Source organism: Rhizobium sp. BK313, from assembly GCF_014193655.1.
In the GTDB taxonomy this organism is placed as follows: domain Bacteria; phylum Pseudomonadota; class Alphaproteobacteria; order Rhizobiales; family Rhizobiaceae; genus Rhizobium.
In genome coordinates, this window is record NZ_JACHZQ010000001.1 from 2,415,404 (window position 1) to 2,431,651 (window position 16,248).

Sequence of the window (16,248 nt, forward strand, 5' to 3'; positions counted from 1 at the left end):
TGGAGTTAGAAATGCCCGATAGCCGTCCGGATACGGAACTCTCCAATCCGCAGAGCACGAAGCCGCCGCTCGACCCACATCTGAAGGCGCTGGAAAACGAGTCGATCCACATTTTCCGCGAAGTTGCGGCCGAATTCGAGCGTCCGGTGATGCTCTATTCGATCGGCAAGGATTCTTCCGTGCTGCTGCATCTGGCGCGCAAGGCCTTCTATCCCGGCCGCGTACCCTTCCCGCTCCTGCATGTGAACACCGGCTGGAAGTTCGCCGAGATGATCACCTTCCGTGACGAGATCGTGAAAAGATACGACCTCGACCTGATCGAACACATCAATCCGCGCGGCAAGGCCGAGAACGTCACGCCATTCACCCACGGCTCGGCGCTCTATACAGACATCATGAAGACGGAAGCATTGCGCCACGCGCTCGACGCCGGCCAGTTCGACGCCGCTTTCGGTGGCGCGCGCCGCGACGAAGAGGCCTCGCGCGCCAAGGAGCGCATCTATTCCTTCCGCACGCCGGACCATCGCTGGGATCCGCGCAATCAGCGCCCGGAACTCTGGAACATCTATAACGGCCAGATCCGCAAGGGCGAGAGCGTCCGGGTCTTTCCGCTGTCGAACTGGACCGAAGTCGATATCTGGCGCTACATCCAGGCCGAGGATATACCGATCGTGCCGCTCTATTTCGCCGAAAAGCGCCCGGTCGTCGAGCGCGACGGCATGCTGATCATGGCTGCCGATCCGCGCCTCGAATTGTTGCCCGGCGAAGTCAAGCGCGAGGAAGTCATCCGCTTCCGCACGCTAGGCTGCTTCCCGCTGACGGGCGCGATCCGCTCGACGGCCACCACCCTCGAAGACGTTATTGCAGAGCTGGAAATCGCCACGGTTTCCGAACGACAGGGCCGCGCCATCGACCGCGACCAATCCGGCTCCATGGAAAAAAAGAAGCGTGAAGGATATTTCTGAGATGACTGCAGCCGCAACCGCAAACGTCGTCACCCTGCCCGCCGCCGAGCCAGCCAAGGCGGTGCGCGACTCGCGTCCGCTTCGCTTGATCACCTGCGGCAGCGTCGACGACGGCAAATCCACGCTGATCGGCCGTCTTCTCTGGGATACCAAGGCCGTCAAGGAAGACCAGGCCGCTACGCTGCAGCGCGATTCCACCGGCAAACAGAACGATCTCGGCCTGCCGGACTTCGCCCTGCTGCTCGACGGCCTGCAGGCCGAACGCGAACAGGGCATCACCATCGATGTCGCCTATCGCTATTTCTCGACCGACAAGCGCTCCTTCATCGTCGCCGACACGCCCGGCCATGAGCAATATACCCGCAATATGGCGACCGGCGCCTCCACCGCCGATCTCGCAGTGCTGCTGGTCGACGCGCGCATGGGCATTCTTGAACAGACGCGCCGCCATGCGACGATCGCTTCGCTGCTCGGCATCAAGCAGTTCGTCCTCGCCATCAACAAGATTGACCTGACGAACTACGACCGCGCCGGTTTCGAGAAAATTTCGCACGATTTCCGCGAATTCGCCCTGTCACTCGGCGTCAAGCAGATCACCGCCATCCCGATGTCGGCGCTGAAGGGCGAGAACGTCGTCTATTCCGGCGAGGCCTCCATGCCATGGTACACCGGCCCGACGCTCGTCGAGACGTTGGAACTTGCCACCGTGCGTTCGGCGCAGACGGTCGGGTTCCGCTTCTCGGTACAGCGCGTGTCGCGACCGGGCGAAAGCTTTCGGGGCTATCAGGGCACGGTTGCCGGCGGCTCAGTGAAGCCAGGCGACAGCGTCATGATCCTGCCGTCGGGCATGGTCGCCAACGTCTCGAAGATCGTAACCTTTGATCTCGTGCGCAATGCCGCCGTTGCCGGCGACGCCATCACGCTTGTGCTCGACCGGCAGGTGGACGTGTCCCGCGGCGACATGATCGTCGCCATCGACAGCCAGCCACAGTCCGGCCTCGCCTTCGACGCTCAGATCGTCGCGCTGCAGCCGGAAGGCATCGAGCCCGGCAAGCGCTACTGGCTGAAGAGCGGCAGCCGCCGCCAGCGCGTGCAGGTGCAGCCCATCGCTCAGCTCGAGCTGAAGACTGGCGCCTGGGCGCCGGCACAGACGCTGTGGATGAACGCCATCGGCAAGGTCCGCCTCGCCTTCGACGAAGCTGCGGTCTTCGATCCCTACGACCAGAACCGCTCGACCGGCTCCTTTATCCTGATCGATCCGGATGGCAACAACACGGTCGCCGGCGGCATGATCACCGGCAAGCGCACCGACATCGGCGGCATCCACAAGGACGGCCAACGCGTGCTCCTGTCGCTACCGGCCGATCTTGCCGACCAGATCATGGCCAGCGAACTCTTCGCAAGCCGCCGCGACGAAACCGAAGTCCGCCGTGTCACCGCTGCACAGGCCGCAGAGATTTGGGCGAACGCGGCCAGCGATATTTGATCGACGTTAAATTCGTGATGGAGAAAGGGGCCGATTGGCCCCTTTTTCATGCGCTGATCGCGACCGGCAGAGCTTCGCAGCGCTCCGCGAAAAGCCTTTCGTTGAGAAAATCGACGAAAACACGGACTTTGGGAGAGAGGTGGCGGTTGGAAGGCCAAAGCAGGTGGAAACGGCCTGGGCCATCGATATGGTCGTCAAGCACGGTGCATAGCTTCCCTTCGGCGAGCGCGCTGCGCGCCAAAAAATCCGGCATGCAGCCGATACCGAGGCCGCTGAGGGTCGCGCCGCGCAGGGCCTCCATGTTGTTGCAGGACAGGACCGTTCGCGTGCGCAATTCCGGCTCACCTTCCGGCAGAGTCAAAGGCCAGTTCTGGATCTTACCGCTGTTGGGGAAGCGGAAGTGGATGGCCAAGTGACCGTCGAGGGCGCGCGGACAATCGGGAACGCCATAGCGTTCGAGATAGCTCGGTGCGGCGCACAGCAGCATCTGGAACGGCCGCAGCGAGCGCGACATCAGCCGTGAATCCGGCAGGTCGCCGCTGCGGATCGCCACATCGACGCCCTCTTCGATCATATCGACGATGCGGTCGTTGAAATCGATATCGAGTTCGACATCGGGATAGCGGGTAACGAATTCCGGCAGCACCGGCAGCAGAAGATGATAACTGACAATGGGCACGCTGACGCGCAGCCGCCCGCGCGGCACGGCGACTGCTTGCGCGAGTGACGCCTGAGCGTCGTCGAGATCATCAAGAACGCGCCGGCAGCGCTCGTGGAAGAGGCGTCCCTCCTCGGTCAGGCGAATGCTGCGGGTCGAGCGCTGCAGCAGCCGCACGCCGAGCTGCCGTTCGAGATTGGTCACCGCCTTGCCGACGGCGGAGGCCGATAGGCCGAGCACGCGCCCCGCGGCGGCAAAGCTGCCGAGATCGGCGGTTCGCACAAAGGCAGTCAGGCCACTTAACCGATCCATGCTAATTTCCATTCGAGCGTTTTTTTCCGGCATATATGGAAACTTAGCGCTATTCTCTCTGAATTAAAGCAAAATTATCTTGCTTGGGTATTCCACCGCTCCCGCGGATGATGACCGCCATTTTTAGAGGCAGTTTCCAATCCGAAACCGTCCGCGGGTTTCTTTTTGCTCAAACACAGCGGAAATCCCGATGTATCCAAACAAGATAAGGGCCGCGAGTCCGGCCGAAAAACTGTTCGTTCTTGTCGCGGTCTGTTGCGCAGCGGCCGCCATGCCCCTGACCTTCACCGGTCCCGCCGTAGCCCTGCCGGCAATCAGCCGAACGCTCGGCGGCAGCCCAATTGCGCTCAACTGGGTCACCAACGCCTTCATGTTGACCTTCGGCAGCAGCCTGATGGCCGCCGGTGCGCTCGCCGACAGTTTCGGGCGCAAGCGCATCTTCCTCATAGGGCTCGGCGGCTTCGCCATATTCTCGGCAGGACTGGCCTTCGCCGGCGACATCGTCTGGTTCGATATCCTGCGGGCGCTGCAAGGCATGGGTGCTGCTGCGGCGTTTTCCGGCGGCATGGCGTCACTCGCGCAGGAGTTCGAGGGTACCGCGCGCATGCGCGCCTTCAGCATCGTCGGCGCAAGCTTCGGCGTCGGTCTTGCTTTCGGACCGATCGCTTCCGGGCTTATGATCGAAGCCTTCGGTTGGCCGGCAATCTTTCTTCTGGTCGTCATCCTCGCCGTCCTCGCCTTTGGCCTCGGCGCATACTTCCTGACCGAGTCCAGAGATCCGGATGCCGGCGGTCTCGATTGGCCAGGCGCGCTCAGCTTTACGCTCGCCCTAACATTGTTCACCTACGGCGTGTTGCGCGCTCCGGAAAACGGTTGGAGCGACCCGCTGGTCATTGCCCTGCTTTCGGGCGCGGCTTTGCTCTTCGTGGCCTTCGGCATCATCGAGCGCTCGGTGAAACGCCCGATGCTGGATCTCACTCTGTTTCGGTATCCGCGCTTCGTCGGCGTGCAGTTGCTGGCGGCCGCACCTGCCTATGCCTTCGTCGTGCTGCTCATCCTTCTTCCAGTTCGCTTCGTTGGCATCGAGGGCATGAGCGAGGTCGCCGCCGGCCGGATGATGGTCGCCCTGTCGGCGCCGCTTCTCGTCCTGCCGATCGTTGCAGGTCTGCTGACGCGGTGGTTCACGGCCGCTACGATCTGCAGCGCGGGCCTTATCATTTCCGCCGCCGGATTGTTCTGGCTCAGCCATCTCGCCACGGGATCAGCACCTATGGCATTGATTGGTCCGTTGCTCACCATCGGCATCGGTATCAGCCTGCCCTGGGGCTTGATGGATGGGCTCGCCGTGAGTGTCGTTCCGAAGGAGCGTGCGGGCATGGCGACAGGCATTTTCAGCACCACCCGCGTCGCCGGCGAAGGTGTTGCGCTTGCTGTCGTCAGTGCCGTCCTATCGGCACTCATTCAATCACATCTCGGCGCTGAGGCGGGCGAACATGCCCCCATTGCAGCGCAGCGGCTCGTCACCGGCGATCTCCTCGATGCTGCATCGAATGTGCCGGCGATCCCACATGTCCTGCTGATCCAAAGCTACAGTGATGCCTTTAGTGCGCTACTATGGCTACTGACGGCAATCACGACCATCACGGCAATTGTCGTCTTCGCGTTCCTTGGCCGCGGCACCGGGGAGAGCACCGTCGAAGCAGCAGACCTGGAGCCGGAGGGCGACGAGGAAGCGCTTAATGCCTCCAACGCCTAAGTCCACTTTTGCATCGATGGGTGGGCCGGCACAATGACGCCGGCTCATTTCCCCCTTTAGATCCCCCACTCATGATCAAGGAAATCGGGGGTTCTTTCCTCGCCTTCGGCGCGATCAGATAGGCCCGGGCCGCGAGCCATGACGGCGGCGGTCCCCAGGCAAAGCGTCTGAAGACACTGGCGAAGGAAATAGGCGTAAGCTATGGAAATTATGGGCCGTAGGCGCTTTTAGCTTTCCTCTGTGCGCAACGATATATTTCGAAAACACACAAAATGTGTGCACCGCTAGGCGGCGATCGCAGCTATAAAATAGTCTTATGATATCAAACCGGTTTTTGAAAACTATTGCGTGGAGCTACATTGCGGCACTGGTTGCCGTAACCTTTGCGCATCTCAATTGGCAGGCCGAGTTTGGCAATCCCTTCAACATGTATCGCGCCGGCGCACTCTGCGTCGCCGGCATGCTGGCGCGAATTGCCTATCCGCAATCGCCCTCCTTCACTTGCCTCTTGATGATCGGCAGCGTGTCGGTGCTTTGCTTCTCGCATTTCCTGGCGAACGGAAGTTACGGCTCACCGATGGATATCATCGTCGACATGGCCGGCGCCCTCTGGGGCCTTGCGATCGGCGCCATGCTCAGCAAGCTGATATCGCCGACTTCGAAACGTACCGCTCTCTATTAATCGGCGCTCTCAGGCTTTCACCCTCCATAGCAATCCGATCCTACATCGCTGAAGGCGCCGATTTCGATTGAGCGCAGTGCGCCTCCACATTCGGCGCGGACATTCCGGCGGCTGCCAAGGTCTGCTTGATGTACCCCCTCGGGGCTAATCCCCTTTTTCCACTTTCTAATCCGAAGTGATTATTATGCAGACAATATTATGACAAACTTACTATCTGCATTTGCAGATGTTGCTTTCATGCAACTTAAAATGAAAAATCACGAAAACGTCATTCTGAGAAAAATATATCATATAACTTTGCAGGAATTCGGTCTTAATAGCGCACAGAAGCGGGTGGGGCCTGCTTCTCCCGAGTCGGGGTTTTTAAACAGGGATAGGGTGAGGCACGTCGATTTTTCGGCGCGATAGCCTGTGCCCAATCTATATTGGATTGGAGTTTTTATGAACATCAAGAGCCTTCTTCTCGGCTCCGCTGCTGCTCTCGCAGTAGTTTCCGGCGCTCAGGCAGCCGACGCTGTCGTCGCCGCTGAGCCGGAGCCGCTCGAATACGTCCGCATCTGCGACGCATACGGTGCCGGTTACTTCTTCATTCCGGGCACGGAAACCTGCCTCAAGATCGGCGGCATGGTTCGTACCGAAGGCAAGTGGTACAACGCCTACAACCCGGCCGACCGTTCCGGCACGCTGTGGCACACCCGCGCCCAGCTCAGCGTCGACACCGCGACCGACACCGAATACGGTCCTCTGAAGACCAACACCATCTATCGTTTCGACTGGCAGGAAGGTGGTTCCACGACCACGAAGCTGCTGTTCGCTAACATTAGCCTGGCTGGCTTCACCATCGGCAAGCTCGACTCCCAGTACAACCTGTACATGGGCTATGCCGGTAACGTCATCAACGACGACGTGGTCTATGACGGCCCGTACGAACTCAACCAGTTGACCTATAGCTACGACGCCGGCAACGGCTTCACGGCTATCGTCTCGCTCGAAGATTCCAACTCCGGCGCTGGCGCAACCGGCGTCAACGGCGAAGACAGCTCGGATCATTACGCTCCGGACGTCGTTGCCGGTGCTGGCTACAAGGCTGGCAACTTCGGCTTCAAGATCGTCGGCGGTTATGACTCGATCGTCGAAGAAGGTGCTATCAAGGCTCGCGCCGATGCCGACTTCGGCGTCTTCAAGGCGTTCGTCATGGGCGGCTGGAACACGGACGGCGACAAGCTGAACAAGTACGCCAGCTCGAACGGTGCAGGCCCGGCCAAGGGCATCGGCTGGGGTGACTGGGCTGTTTGGGGCGGCGTCACCGTTCCGTTCAACGACAAGCTGCAGGCCAACGCTCAGGTTGCCTACACCGACTCGAAGATCTTCGCAGCAACCGCCAACCTTCGTTGGAACCCGGTCAAGAACCTGCTGGTTCAGCCGGAAGTTTCCTACACCAACTGGGATTCGATCAACGAAGACCAGTGGGCCGGCGTTCTTCGCTTCCAGCGTAGCTTCTAAGACCTCATTTCCGAGATCTGATCTGACTTGACCCCTGATCGGATGGGGATCGGCCCTGCTTCCAGCGAAGCGGGGCCGGTCCTTCCGAGATGGAAATTGCTACATTTGCCAATCGCTATCAGCCGGGTGCATCACAGCCGGGCGTAGAAACTTGTTTTTGTCATATTATATATAATGTTACACTTATACTATGCGACTGACAGGATCGTTCAAAGCCAGAGGCCGCCAGCGGCATCGTTTTGGCTTCGTGCAAACAAAGAGCAAACGGACGGTAAGCTGTAGCCGGCTTTCGCGGGCCGGGCGATAAAGCGAGGAGCTGGCGCCCGCGGCAAGGCTTGTGATGATGCACTCCAAACGCATCAATAGCATCGACAAGCCGGATTTTTTGTCGTAGAGAGGCCGCATGTCTTTCACCTACGCAAATGCCTCGCGATTTTATTCGTACCGCTGCTCTCAGCGGAGGCGGGCCCGTGCGTAGGTAAAACTGACGCAACGACATAAACCCGAACAGCCGCTAGTCCTACCTGGCGGCTTTTTTGTCGGCACGGTATGACCCAAAAAGGAACCGATACCGTGTTGAATTCCACTGATGATTTGCGAATTATCGAGATCACTGCCCTTACGCCCCCCTCTCGCATTATAGAGGAGATTCCGCGGGATGAGGCTGTCACCACGACCGTGACGGAAACTCGCAACGCCGTTCACGGCATCCTGCATAATCACGATGATCGATTGATTGTGGTCATCGGCCCCTGCTCCATCCATGACCCCGTCGCGGCGCGAGATTATGCTGCCCGCCTGAAGGAACAGCGCAACCGGTTCGCCGACGATCTCGAAATTATCATGCGGGTCTATTTCGAGAAGCCTCGAACCACGGTCGGCTGGAAGGGTCTGATAAACGACCCACATCTCGATGGAAGCTACCGTATTGAAGAGGGATTGCGCATCGCCAGAAGCCTTCTGGTCGACGTCAACGAAATCGGGCTGCCGGCCGGCTGCGAATATCTCGACACGATCACGCCGCAGTACATTTCCGATTTGGTAAGCTGGGGCGCTATCGGTGCGAGGACCACCGAGAGCCAGGTGCATCGCCAGCTTGCCTCGGGCCTTTCATGCCCGGTCGGTTTCAAAAACGGGACGAACGGCGATGCAAAGATAGCCCTCGATGCAATCGTGGCGGCCACGCAACCGCATCATTTCCCGGCCGTAACCAAGGATGGCTTGGCGGCGATTGCCTCGACGCGCGGCAATGAGGACTGCCACCTCATTCTGCGCGGCGGCATGCAACCCAACTATGATGCGGCCAGCGTGCAAGCGGTTTCGGTACAGGCTCGGCAAGCCGGACTTGATCCGCGGATCATCATCGATGCCAGCCATGCCAATAGCGGCAAGGACCCCGAGAACCAGCCGATGGTCGTCAGCGCCGTCGCAGAGCAAATATCCGCGGGCGACCATCGCATCAAAGGCATGATGATGGAGAGCAACATCGTCCGCGGCCGCCAGGATCTCGTTCCCGGCAAAGCGTTGGTCTATGGCCAGAGCATCACAGACGGCTGCATTGATTGGCCAACCTCCGTCCGCACATTGGAGGAACTGGCTCGAGCCGCACAAACAAGGCGGCGGCTGCTTCGCAAGTAGCATTCCGACCAAGGGATTGTTCACCTAGTACGCGTTGGTGAACGATCCCTGGCCGCCGTCAGGCTTGTCCTCGCCGAGTGGCGAAGACAAAAATCTCCCTTCGATCCGTTTCAGGATCGCCCGCGACCGACGATCAGCTTTAGCGAGCCCTCGAATTCCGGCTGCGTGCGTAGATGCCCGTATTTAGCATCCCAGGTGCCGTCCTTCAGGTCACGGCTGAGATCGGCGACGAAGCGATCGCCGATCGAGGCATCAACGAAGCTCCAGGCGGAATTCGCGAGACGTGCGCCCGGCTCCAGCAGGCGTTCCGGGCGCCCGTAATAGGCCTCTCCGAAACCGTCCGTGCAACTCAGTGGGATCGGCACCGGAATGACCTTGGCATTGCCGCCTAGCCCTTCGCTGATGGTCGCCATTTGCGGATAGCGGCGCGCCTCTACCGCGATCACTTCCGGCGCATAGTCGACGAGCCAGAAGCGATTGAGCTCGTCCGGATCGCCGGTCAGGATCAGGACCGGACCGCGCGTCACCCGCCGCATCTCGGCAAGCCCTGCTGCCAGATCGGACCACTGATGCACGGTGAATGTCGCCATGGAGGCATCGAAACTGCCGTCTGCAAAAGGAAGCTTCTCGGCGGTGGCATCGATGGCGGAGGGCAGATGCGCGGGCCGCTGCGCCCGCATCGACGCTGAGGGCTCGACTGCCGTCACCGCACGGTCAACGGGCTCATAGGAGCCGGCGCCGGCGCCGACATTGAGGACACTGCGGGCATCGCCCAATGCAGCGCGGATAAACGCCGCAATATGCGGATCGGGCTGGCGGTATTTTGCGTAATTCGTGCCAATGACGCCGTAGTTTGCATCACCGGCGCTACCGTCCTGATGTCGGTTGACCATAAGGTCCTCATCCTCATTGTCTGGCTGCACTGGGCAGCGTCGTTGTTTGGTCCAGGCATAGCTTTGCCGTCGTCGAAAATGCTCTCGCACTCCGATTTTCATTGTTCCCTCAACGGGGAAATTTACATTGTAAGCAGGACAAAACATTATGGTGCGCAGGAAGAAAACCGATATGATCGAACAAAAGCTGTTCGGAAATCTCACATGGCTCGCCGCATCCCATCTCTCAACGCATTACGTGCCTTCGAAGCTGCCGGCCGGCATGGGCGGATGACCTTGGCGGCTGACGAGTTGAACGTGACGCATAGCGCCGTCAGCCGTCAGATCCAGCATCTTGAGGACGTGTTGGGTGTGCCGCTATTCGAGGGGCCGAAGAACAAGCTGCGGCTGACGGAGGCAGGTTCGACCCTGTTGTCGGGCTTGGTCTCCGCTTTCGATCAGATCGACATGTCGGTGCGTTCTGTTGCGGACACGGAAGACGGATCACTCGACGTCTCCTGCCCCGGCACCTTTACCATGCGTTGGCTGATCCCGCGGCTTTACCGGTTCCAGGCGGAGTACCCCAATATCGAAGTTCGCCTGACGGCATCGTCCCGTCCGGTCGATTTCACCCGCGACGGGTTCGATGTCGCGATCCGGGTCGGTGCAGCACCCTGGCCGCAGGGCGCGGAGGTGATTGCGCTTTTTCCGGAGCAGACGGGCCCGGTTCTCTCCCCTTCCCTCGAAAAAACCGTCGAAGAGAACTTCGCCGGCGTTCCGCAGCTTCATACCAGAACGCGCCTTCGCGCCTGGGGCGACTGGCTGTCGCGGTCAGGCGCAGCAGTCGAGACCGGAGCGCGCGTGGAATACGAGCATTTCTATTTCATGCTGGAGGCTGCGAGCGCGGGCCTTGGCGTCTGCGTCGCGCCGTGGCCCTATGTGACCGACGATATTCGTTTCGGCCGCCTCACCGCCCCACTGGGTTTCATCGACAGCGGCCATCACTATGTGGCGCTGCGGCGCGCCCGGCGGAATCGAAAATCGGTGTTGTTTTGCGAATGGCTGCAGAAGGAAGCGCAGGCCTTCTCGGTCTCGCACCCGGCCCTGACGGGCTAGAGCGGTTCAGCCTTTTGCGGAATCGCAGAACCGCTCCCTCTCTTTGTTTTTTCGCAATTCCAGGAAAACCGCTTCGCACTTTTCCTGGAATTGCTCTAGACGCGGCGATAGTGAGCCAGGCTTACATAGTGCTTTCGGGGCCCTTGTACGTGCCACATCTCTGCCCACGTATCCGGTCCACGAAAGAAAAGACGGCCGCGATAAAGATCGGGGCCGCATTGATGGACGAGGCGTTGCGATGCGCCATCTCCGATGCGGACGAATTCGGTGAGGTCGGGGAAATAGACGACGACATTCCCAGCACCGCTGCTGAGCGCATAGGTACGGCTGCTCCTGAGCGTCGTATAGTCCGTCGTCGTGTCGCCATGCTCCTCGAACTGGCGAGGCGTGACGAACGCCTGCCCTTCGAACAGGACGAAAGAGGCGTTGAGGCGGTCGATGATCTTCCGCCTCACGTCCCAGGTGCCGAGATAGGATCTCAGCCGTTCATTTTCGGCCGCTCCCGGCGGCCAGGCGTCCCCCATTCAGGACGCGGCACGTTGCGTTGCATCAGCGCCTGATTGCCTGACCGGCAGTTTCCAACCGGGGCGGACGAAATGGCAGGTATAGCCGTTCGGAATGCGCTCCAGATAGTCCTGGTGCTCCGGCTCGGCTTCCCAGAAGTCGCTTGCCGGCGTCACTTCAGTGACGACCTTGCCCGGCCAGAGACCGGATGCCTCGACATCGGCGATCGTGTCCAGGGCGACCCGCTTCTGCTCTTCACTCGTATAGAAGATCGCCGAGCGGTAGCTCGTGCCGACATCGTTGCCCTGGCGGTTGCGCGTGGTCGGATCATGGATCTGGAAGAAGAATTCCAGTAGGTCGCGATAGCTGATCTTCTCGGGATCGAAGGTGATCTCGATCGCTTCCGCATGGGTGCCGTGGTTGCGATAGGTCGCATTGCGGACCTCGCCGCCGGTATAGCCAACGCGTGTCGAAATGACGCCCTTATAGCGGCGGATGAGGTCCTGCATGCCCCAGAAACAACCGCCGGCGAGAACTGCACGTTCCGTAGTCATCGGATATCCTCCACTTGGTCGAGATAGGCACCATAGCCCTCAGCTTCCATCCTGTCGCGATGCACGAAGCGAAGGGAGGCGGAGTTGATGCAATAGCGCAGACCGCCGCGATCCTGCGGTCCATCGGGAAAAACATGACCCAGGTGGCTGTCGCCATGGATAGAGCGCACTTCGGTGCGCATCATGCCGTGCGAGAGGTCGGTGAGCTCATTGATGTTGGTAGTTTCGATAGGCTTGGTGAAGCTCGGCCAGCCGCAGCCTGAATCGAACTTGTCTGAGGAGGCAAACAGCGGCTCGCCAGATACGATGTCGACATAGATGCCCGGCTGCTTGTTGTCGAGATATTCGCCCGTGCCGGGACGCTCGGTACCGCTTTGCTGCGTCACACGGTACTGTTCGGGGGACAGCTTCGCTATAGCCTCGGAAGTTTTGCTGTAGTTCTGCATTCCTGTTCTCCTTGCCCTCAGACGCATGTTTCGAACTCAACCAGGTACTACGAGAGAACACTGGATATCGTTACAGACATCAAGCTCGATGAGCGTCGCGGGAGTGGTTGCGACGCAGATATAGGTATCGGGCAGCCGATTTGCCATATCGCACACGGCGGCGTGATGCGCCGCCCAGCCTCAGGCAATCAATCATCCCAATCGCAGGCAGAGGCATAGATCGCCGCCAAAGCCTCAATGCCGGCCTGGTCGTCGCTGTCGAAGCGACTGGCAAGAGGACTATCCAGATCGATGACGCCGAAGACCTGGCCATCGCGAAACAGCGGGACCACCAGCTCCGACCGAGAAGCGGCATCGCAGGCGATATGGCCTGGGAAAGCATGTACGTCTTCGACGAGGATCGACTGCTCTTTCTCGATCGCCGTCCCGCATACACCGCGGCCGACTGCGATGCGGACGCAGGCTGGTTTGCCCTGGAATGGCCCGAGCACTAGTTCGTCATCCGACTGGAGGAAATAGAAGCCGGCCCAGTTGAGGTCCGGCAGCATCTGGTAAATCAGCGCCGATGTATTGGCGGCGTTGGCGATCGGATCGGCCTCGCCGTCGAGCAGCGCCTGCAATTGGCCGGCAAGCTCACGGTAGAATTCGGGTTTGTTGGCGTGTTGGATCGTCTTTTCCGCAAACATTGGATTGCTGCCTTTCAGTCTTGTCGTTGCCCACCGGATTGTTTTCAGTCTTTGTCGTCAGGCGGACAGGGCCAGTTTTCCGGCGATTTCAGCCCGGCAGGCAACACGGTCGCCTTGTCACCGCAAGCAAGATTGATCTGCTCTTGTTCCAGGCCGGTGGCGGTTGAGAGATCGAGCCCTTCGATACGGGTCAGATACATGAAGGCACCGCCGAAGGCGACCGGGCCTTTGATCGTCGCGCCGCTCAAAGCGGCGCGGGAAAGATTGGCGAGAGAAAAATTACTCCCCGTCAGCACCGCCTTATCGAAATCGGCACGGCCAAGCTCGGCCTTCTGAAAATCCGCGTTGGTAAGCTGCGCGCCGCCGAATTCAGCCCGTTGCAGCTCCGCGCTGGCGAATCTGGCGCCGTTGGCCGAGATGTTGCTGAAATCGGCGCGGTATGCTTCGATCCTCGAGAAATTCGCCGCCTCGGCCCGCGCATTCTTCAACCATGCGCGCACCAGCGTCGCTTTTTCCAGATTTGCCAATGTGAGATTGGCGTTGCTGAGATCGGTGCTGTCGAAATGAGCGCCGGCAAGATTGGCTCCTTGGAGATCACTGCCCTCCAGCATGATATTGGTCTTGCTGCATTCGCTCCAATCCAGACCGGGCGAGGCCACATTGCCGCAATCGGCGGCTTGCGCAGGATTATGGGCGCCGGACGCGAGCAGGATTGTCACAGCCAGCGCCAGCCCGGAAAGACCGGCAGCAACGGGCCTACCCATAGCTGCAAACCAACTCAGAGCCGCGCCGCGACCCTTTCGTCCCCGCCAAACCTGCATCCTCATCCCTCGCTTCGCTTCTCCATGCAGGCGCCTTGCCTCGGCATCGAGTCAGGCGTCCCGTGCAACTCTGTATATAGTGTTTCCCACAACGAAAAGCGCCTATGGCGCCAAAGGATATCGCACAACAACCGCTATCAGCGAATTGTCGCACCGCAAGAAAGCTTAGAAAAGAGGACCGGCGACAGATACGCACGATAAAACCACATATCGGCGGCTCACAGTCATTGCAAAGACCGTCAAGCGGAATGACAGAGCCCGGCAGAAGCGGAGTCGACGCCCCAGAAGAGAAGTGGCCTGGCCGAGGGAAACGACCAGACCACTATGGTGCAGATTGGAGGTCAATCTAATCTAGCACCCTAATAGTAAGATCGACTTAGTTTTTGTCAATAAGGATGTGGCGGTGCTTTTGGACGCGGGGCGTTTGGGGCGCAATTGCAGGCTTCACGCGGCAGATTTCGCGAGATTATTTCCGATCGGCCCATCACCGGCACTACAAACGGTTGTGCCAAAAGGTCTCAGGCGATAGCAATTGCTCTGCTATTTCTAGGGGCATTTAATGACAATTCGCTCGCGCTTTTTTGCCACCGTTTATGTGGTGATCGTAGGCCTTCTTCTGACTATGGCGGGAAACGTATTTGCCGCCGCAAACCAACCCCCTCTTGAAAAGAGATCGATGGATTTCGTGCTGGTCAGGAATCACAACTGCCAGGAATCCTGCGTCCAATGGATATCCGCAGAAGGGGAAATAACGGCTGGTTCGCCGATGGGGCTTCGGAAGCTTTTGAAGAAGCTCAAGGGCCGAAAGCTCCCTGTGGTGTTTCAATCCATCGGCGGCAATGTCTCCGGTGCCTTATCGATAGGACGCATGATCCGCGCCGCCGGCCTCGAAACGGTGGTCGGGAGGACGCAGTTGAAAGACTGTCCCATGCTGCTGCCACGCTGCCCCGAGAAGATAGTCAAGGACGGATGGTCGGAAGGCGAAGTTCACGCTGGAGGCGCATACTGTTTTTCGGCCTGCCCGTTTGCACTTGCTGGAGGAGAAACTCGCACTGCGGCTGTGAACGCCTCTATCGCCGTTCATCAGATAACGAATGGAACTTCAAATACGAAAACATCAAATCCGGGACGAAGAAGACTTGACGAAATATCGACAACTCCCAGTCCGGCCTTGAAGGCGGATCTTGCCTCTTATCTTGACGAAATGGGCGTCAGCCATGACGACGTGTTCGCTATGATGGGACTGGCAACCCCGCAGGGCCTGTACCACGTCGGAAACGCCGAAGCGCTCAAATCGGGTCTTATTACAAAAGTCTTCTCGTATGACGACGAGCCAGGCTATGTCACGGGCGGAACCGACGCCCAAAGGGAATGACGAACACTCACCCGGAGCGCCACCCTCGATCCTACCGTCGCAATGCAAAAACGAAAAAAGCCCGCGAACGCGGGCTTTTCAAGCTGGTCGGAGTGGAGTGATTCGAACACTCGACCCCCACGTCCCGAACGTGGTGCGCTACCAGACTGCGCTACACTCCGTGACCAGCGGCGCTTCTATAGACCAGCCATTTTTGATGCACAAGCACCAAAATCAAAAAAACCGGCCGATTCTTGACGAAAAGATTACAGAGGCAATTGCCCAGAAAATCGGCAGTAAAACAGGCGTCGAACCGGCCGAAGTGCATAAGACGCAACACATTTCGCAAAATCCCACTTGTACACGCGGATGGGAATTTTCTTTTGCCGGCTTTGGCGCTAAAGCCTTAGCGGGACAGGCGGAAATGTCGTGGGACAGCGGCGTTTCCGCAGCCGAATGCGAGACAGAAGCTCAAGGACGATACGATGAATATCCGCATGATCACCGCGGCGGGGCTGTTGCTGGCCCTGACCGGCTGCACCACTACAACCGCAGTACTCCCGACGATTGCGAGCAACCCGGTTCAGGACCGCTGGGAAGGGCAGTCGGCCGGCCGTTTCTTCGCCTCATACGGGCCACCGATCGCCGATCGCGACGAAGGCGGCAACCGCGTCTATACGTGGCGTGGCGGCTACAAGACGGTCACCGTCGCCGCCAAGAAGGGCGCCAAGAAAGGCAGCAAGCTCTATCTCAGCTGCAAGGCCGATATCGTCACCAACCAGAGCTATGTCATTCGCTCGGTCCACATCCTCGGCGACCAGCCCGGCACCAACGGCTCCTCCTACTGTGCCGAACTCTTGGCGCCGCCGGAAAAGGCGAGCTGAGCTTCGAGAAC

The 16,248-nt window shown here is 59.4% G+C and carries 16 protein-coding genes and 1 tRNA gene; 9 read left to right on the forward strand and 8 right to left on the reverse strand.

From position 1 onward, the window contains the following. Nucleotides 1–11 precede the first annotated feature (11 nt). Complete coding sequence (gene cysD, locus FHT86_RS11715) at nucleotides 12–965, forward strand: sulfate adenylyltransferase subunit CysD (RefSeq protein ID WP_133706891.1); 954 nt, start codon at nucleotides 12–14, stop codon at nucleotides 963–965. Nucleotide 966: 1 nt separating this feature from the next. Then, a complete protein-coding gene (cysN, locus tag FHT86_RS11720) occupies nucleotides 967–2,451 on the forward strand; it encodes a sulfate adenylyltransferase subunit CysN (RefSeq protein WP_133706892.1) in 1,485 nt (494 codons plus the stop codon). 46 nt (nucleotides 2,452–2,497) lie between these two features. On the opposite strand, the gene FHT86_RS11725 is transcribed toward cysN, so the two are convergent. Further along, nucleotides 2,498–3,421, reverse strand: a complete 924-nt coding sequence (locus FHT86_RS11725; RefSeq protein WP_133706893.1) for a LysR family transcriptional regulator — start codon at nucleotides 3,419–3,421, stop codon at nucleotides 2,498–2,500. A 190-nt stretch (nucleotides 3,422–3,611) separates the two neighbouring features. Between FHT86_RS11725 and FHT86_RS11730 the strand changes: the two genes are divergently transcribed. From FHT86_RS11730 to FHT86_RS11745, 4 genes are all read left to right on the forward strand, one after another. Next, nucleotides 3,612–5,177, forward strand: a complete 1,566-nt coding sequence (locus FHT86_RS11730) for an MFS transporter (RefSeq protein WP_133706894.1) — start codon at nucleotides 3,612–3,614, stop codon at nucleotides 5,175–5,177. 334 nt (nucleotides 5,178–5,511) lie between these two features. Beyond that, complete coding sequence (locus FHT86_RS11735) at nucleotides 5,512–5,859, forward strand: hypothetical protein (protein WP_133706895.1); 348 nt, start codon at nucleotides 5,512–5,514, stop codon at nucleotides 5,857–5,859. A 441-nt stretch (nucleotides 5,860–6,300) separates the two neighbouring features. Continuing rightward, nucleotides 6,301–7,362: a porin gene (locus FHT86_RS11740; RefSeq protein WP_133706896.1), complete on the forward strand. Its 1,062-nt coding sequence runs from the start codon at nucleotides 6,301–6,303 to the stop codon at nucleotides 7,360–7,362. A 549-nt stretch (nucleotides 7,363–7,911) separates the two neighbouring features. Then, a complete protein-coding gene (locus FHT86_RS11745; protein ID WP_166656785.1) occupies nucleotides 7,912–9,000 on the forward strand; it encodes a 3-deoxy-7-phosphoheptulonate synthase in 1,089 nt (362 codons plus the stop codon). 110 nt (nucleotides 9,001–9,110) lie between these two features. Here FHT86_RS11745 and FHT86_RS11750 read toward each other — a convergent pair whose 3' ends face one another. Next, nucleotides 9,111–9,893, reverse strand: coding sequence for a class I SAM-dependent methyltransferase (locus FHT86_RS11750; protein ID WP_133706898.1), 783 nt, complete (start codon nucleotides 9,891–9,893; stop codon nucleotides 9,111–9,113). 204 nt (nucleotides 9,894–10,097) lie between these two features. Here FHT86_RS11750 and FHT86_RS11755 point away from each other — a divergent pair, with 204 nt between their 5' ends. Continuing rightward, nucleotides 10,098–10,988 carry a LysR family transcriptional regulator gene (locus FHT86_RS11755; protein WP_133706899.1) on the forward strand — a complete coding sequence of 297 codons (891 nt, stop codon included), beginning with the start codon at nucleotides 10,098–10,100 and terminating at the stop codon, nucleotides 10,986–10,988. Between the two features lie 95 nt (nucleotides 10,989–11,083). Here the strand turns inward: FHT86_RS11755 and FHT86_RS11760 are convergent, their stop codons facing one another. The 5 genes from FHT86_RS11760 to FHT86_RS11780 all read right to left on the reverse strand — a co-directional run bounded on the left by FHT86_RS11760 (nucleotide 11,084) and on the right by FHT86_RS11780 (nucleotide 13,942). Beyond that, nucleotides 11,084–11,512, reverse strand: coding sequence for a DUF6314 family protein (locus FHT86_RS11760; RefSeq protein ID WP_133706900.1), 429 nt, complete (start codon nucleotides 11,510–11,512; stop codon nucleotides 11,084–11,086). Then, entirely contained in the window at nucleotides 11,513–12,046 is a 534-nt protein-coding gene (gene msrA / locus FHT86_RS11765; protein WP_133706901.1) for a peptide-methionine (S)-S-oxide reductase MsrA, read from the reverse strand. After that, nucleotides 12,043–12,492, reverse strand: a complete 450-nt coding sequence (gene msrB, locus FHT86_RS11770; protein ID WP_133706902.1) for a peptide-methionine (R)-S-oxide reductase MsrB — start codon at nucleotides 12,490–12,492, stop codon at nucleotides 12,043–12,045. The genes msrA and msrB overlap by 4 nt, the downstream gene beginning before the upstream one ends. 188 nt (nucleotides 12,493–12,680) lie before the next feature. Continuing rightward, nucleotides 12,681–13,178 carry a GAF domain-containing protein gene (locus FHT86_RS11775; protein WP_133706903.1) on the reverse strand — a complete coding sequence of 166 codons (498 nt, stop codon included), beginning with the start codon at nucleotides 13,176–13,178 and terminating at the stop codon, nucleotides 12,681–12,683. Nucleotides 13,179–13,222: 44 nt separating this feature from the next. After that, the gene (locus FHT86_RS11780; protein ID WP_183868731.1) at nucleotides 13,223–13,942 is read right to left on the reverse strand and encodes a pentapeptide repeat-containing protein; all 720 of its coding nucleotides are present in this window, start codon (nucleotides 13,940–13,942) and stop codon (nucleotides 13,223–13,225) included. Nucleotides 13,943–14,558: 616 nt separating this feature from the next. Between FHT86_RS11780 and FHT86_RS11785 the strand changes: the two genes are divergently transcribed. Beyond that, nucleotides 14,559–15,374, forward strand: a complete 816-nt coding sequence (locus FHT86_RS11785; protein ID WP_133706905.1) for a hypothetical protein — start codon at nucleotides 14,559–14,561, stop codon at nucleotides 15,372–15,374. An 84-nt stretch (nucleotides 15,375–15,458) separates the two neighbouring features. Here the strand turns inward: FHT86_RS11785 and FHT86_RS11790 are convergent. After that, a tRNA-Pro gene (locus tag FHT86_RS11790) sits at nucleotides 15,459–15,535 on the reverse strand. A 303-nt stretch (nucleotides 15,536–15,838) separates the two neighbouring features. On the opposite strand from FHT86_RS11790, the gene FHT86_RS11795 reads away from it, so the two are divergent. Continuing rightward, the gene (locus tag FHT86_RS11795) at nucleotides 15,839–16,237 is read left to right on the forward strand and encodes a hypothetical protein (RefSeq protein WP_133706906.1); all 399 of its coding nucleotides are present in this window, start codon (nucleotides 15,839–15,841) and stop codon (nucleotides 16,235–16,237) included. The last annotated feature ends 11 nt before the right edge of the window (nucleotides 16,238–16,248 follow it).

Coding starts and splice junctions, on each gene's coding strand:
- FHT86_RS11730 (WP_133706894.1), top strand. CDS start 3,612: ATGTATCCAAACAAGATAAGGGCCGCGAGTCCGGCCGAAAAACTGTTC.
- cysD (WP_133706891.1), top strand. CDS start 12: ATGCCCGATAGCCGTCCGGATACGGAACTCTCCAATCCGCAGAGCACG.
- msrA (WP_133706901.1), bottom strand. CDS start 12,046: ATGACTACGGAACGTGCAGTTCTCGCCGGCGGTTGTTTCTGGGGCATG.
- FHT86_RS11795 (WP_133706906.1), top strand. CDS start 15,839: ATGAATATCCGCATGATCACCGCGGCGGGGCTGTTGCTGGCCCTGACC.
- FHT86_RS11745 (WP_166656785.1), top strand. CDS start 7,912: ATGACCCAAAAAGGAACCGATACCGTGTTGAATTCCACTGATGATTTG.
- FHT86_RS11785 (WP_133706905.1), top strand. CDS start 14,559: ATGACAATTCGCTCGCGCTTTTTTGCCACCGTTTATGTGGTGATCGTA.
- FHT86_RS11780 (WP_183868731.1), bottom strand. CDS start 13,942: ATGGGTAGGCCCGTTGCTGCCGGTCTTTCCGGGCTGGCGCTGGCTGTG.
- FHT86_RS11750 (WP_133706898.1), bottom strand. CDS start 9,893: ATGGTCAACCGACATCAGGACGGTAGCGCCGGTGATGCAAACTACGGC.
- FHT86_RS11755 (WP_133706899.1), top strand. CDS start 10,098: ATGGCTCGCCGCATCCCATCTCTCAACGCATTACGTGCCTTCGAAGCT.
- FHT86_RS11760 (WP_133706900.1), bottom strand. CDS start 11,512: ATGGGGGACGCCTGGCCGCCGGGAGCGGCCGAAAATGAACGGCTGAGA.
- FHT86_RS11725 (WP_133706893.1), bottom strand. CDS start 3,421: ATGGATCGGTTAAGTGGCCTGACTGCCTTTGTGCGAACCGCCGATCTC.
- msrB (WP_133706902.1), bottom strand. CDS start 12,492: ATGCAGAACTACAGCAAAACTTCCGAGGCTATAGCGAAGCTGTCCCCC.
- FHT86_RS11775 (WP_133706903.1), bottom strand. CDS start 13,178: ATGTTTGCGGAAAAGACGATCCAACACGCCAACAAACCCGAATTCTAC.
- FHT86_RS11740 (WP_133706896.1), top strand. CDS start 6,301: ATGAACATCAAGAGCCTTCTTCTCGGCTCCGCTGCTGCTCTCGCAGTA.
- cysN (WP_133706892.1), top strand. CDS start 967: ATGACTGCAGCCGCAACCGCAAACGTCGTCACCCTGCCCGCCGCCGAG.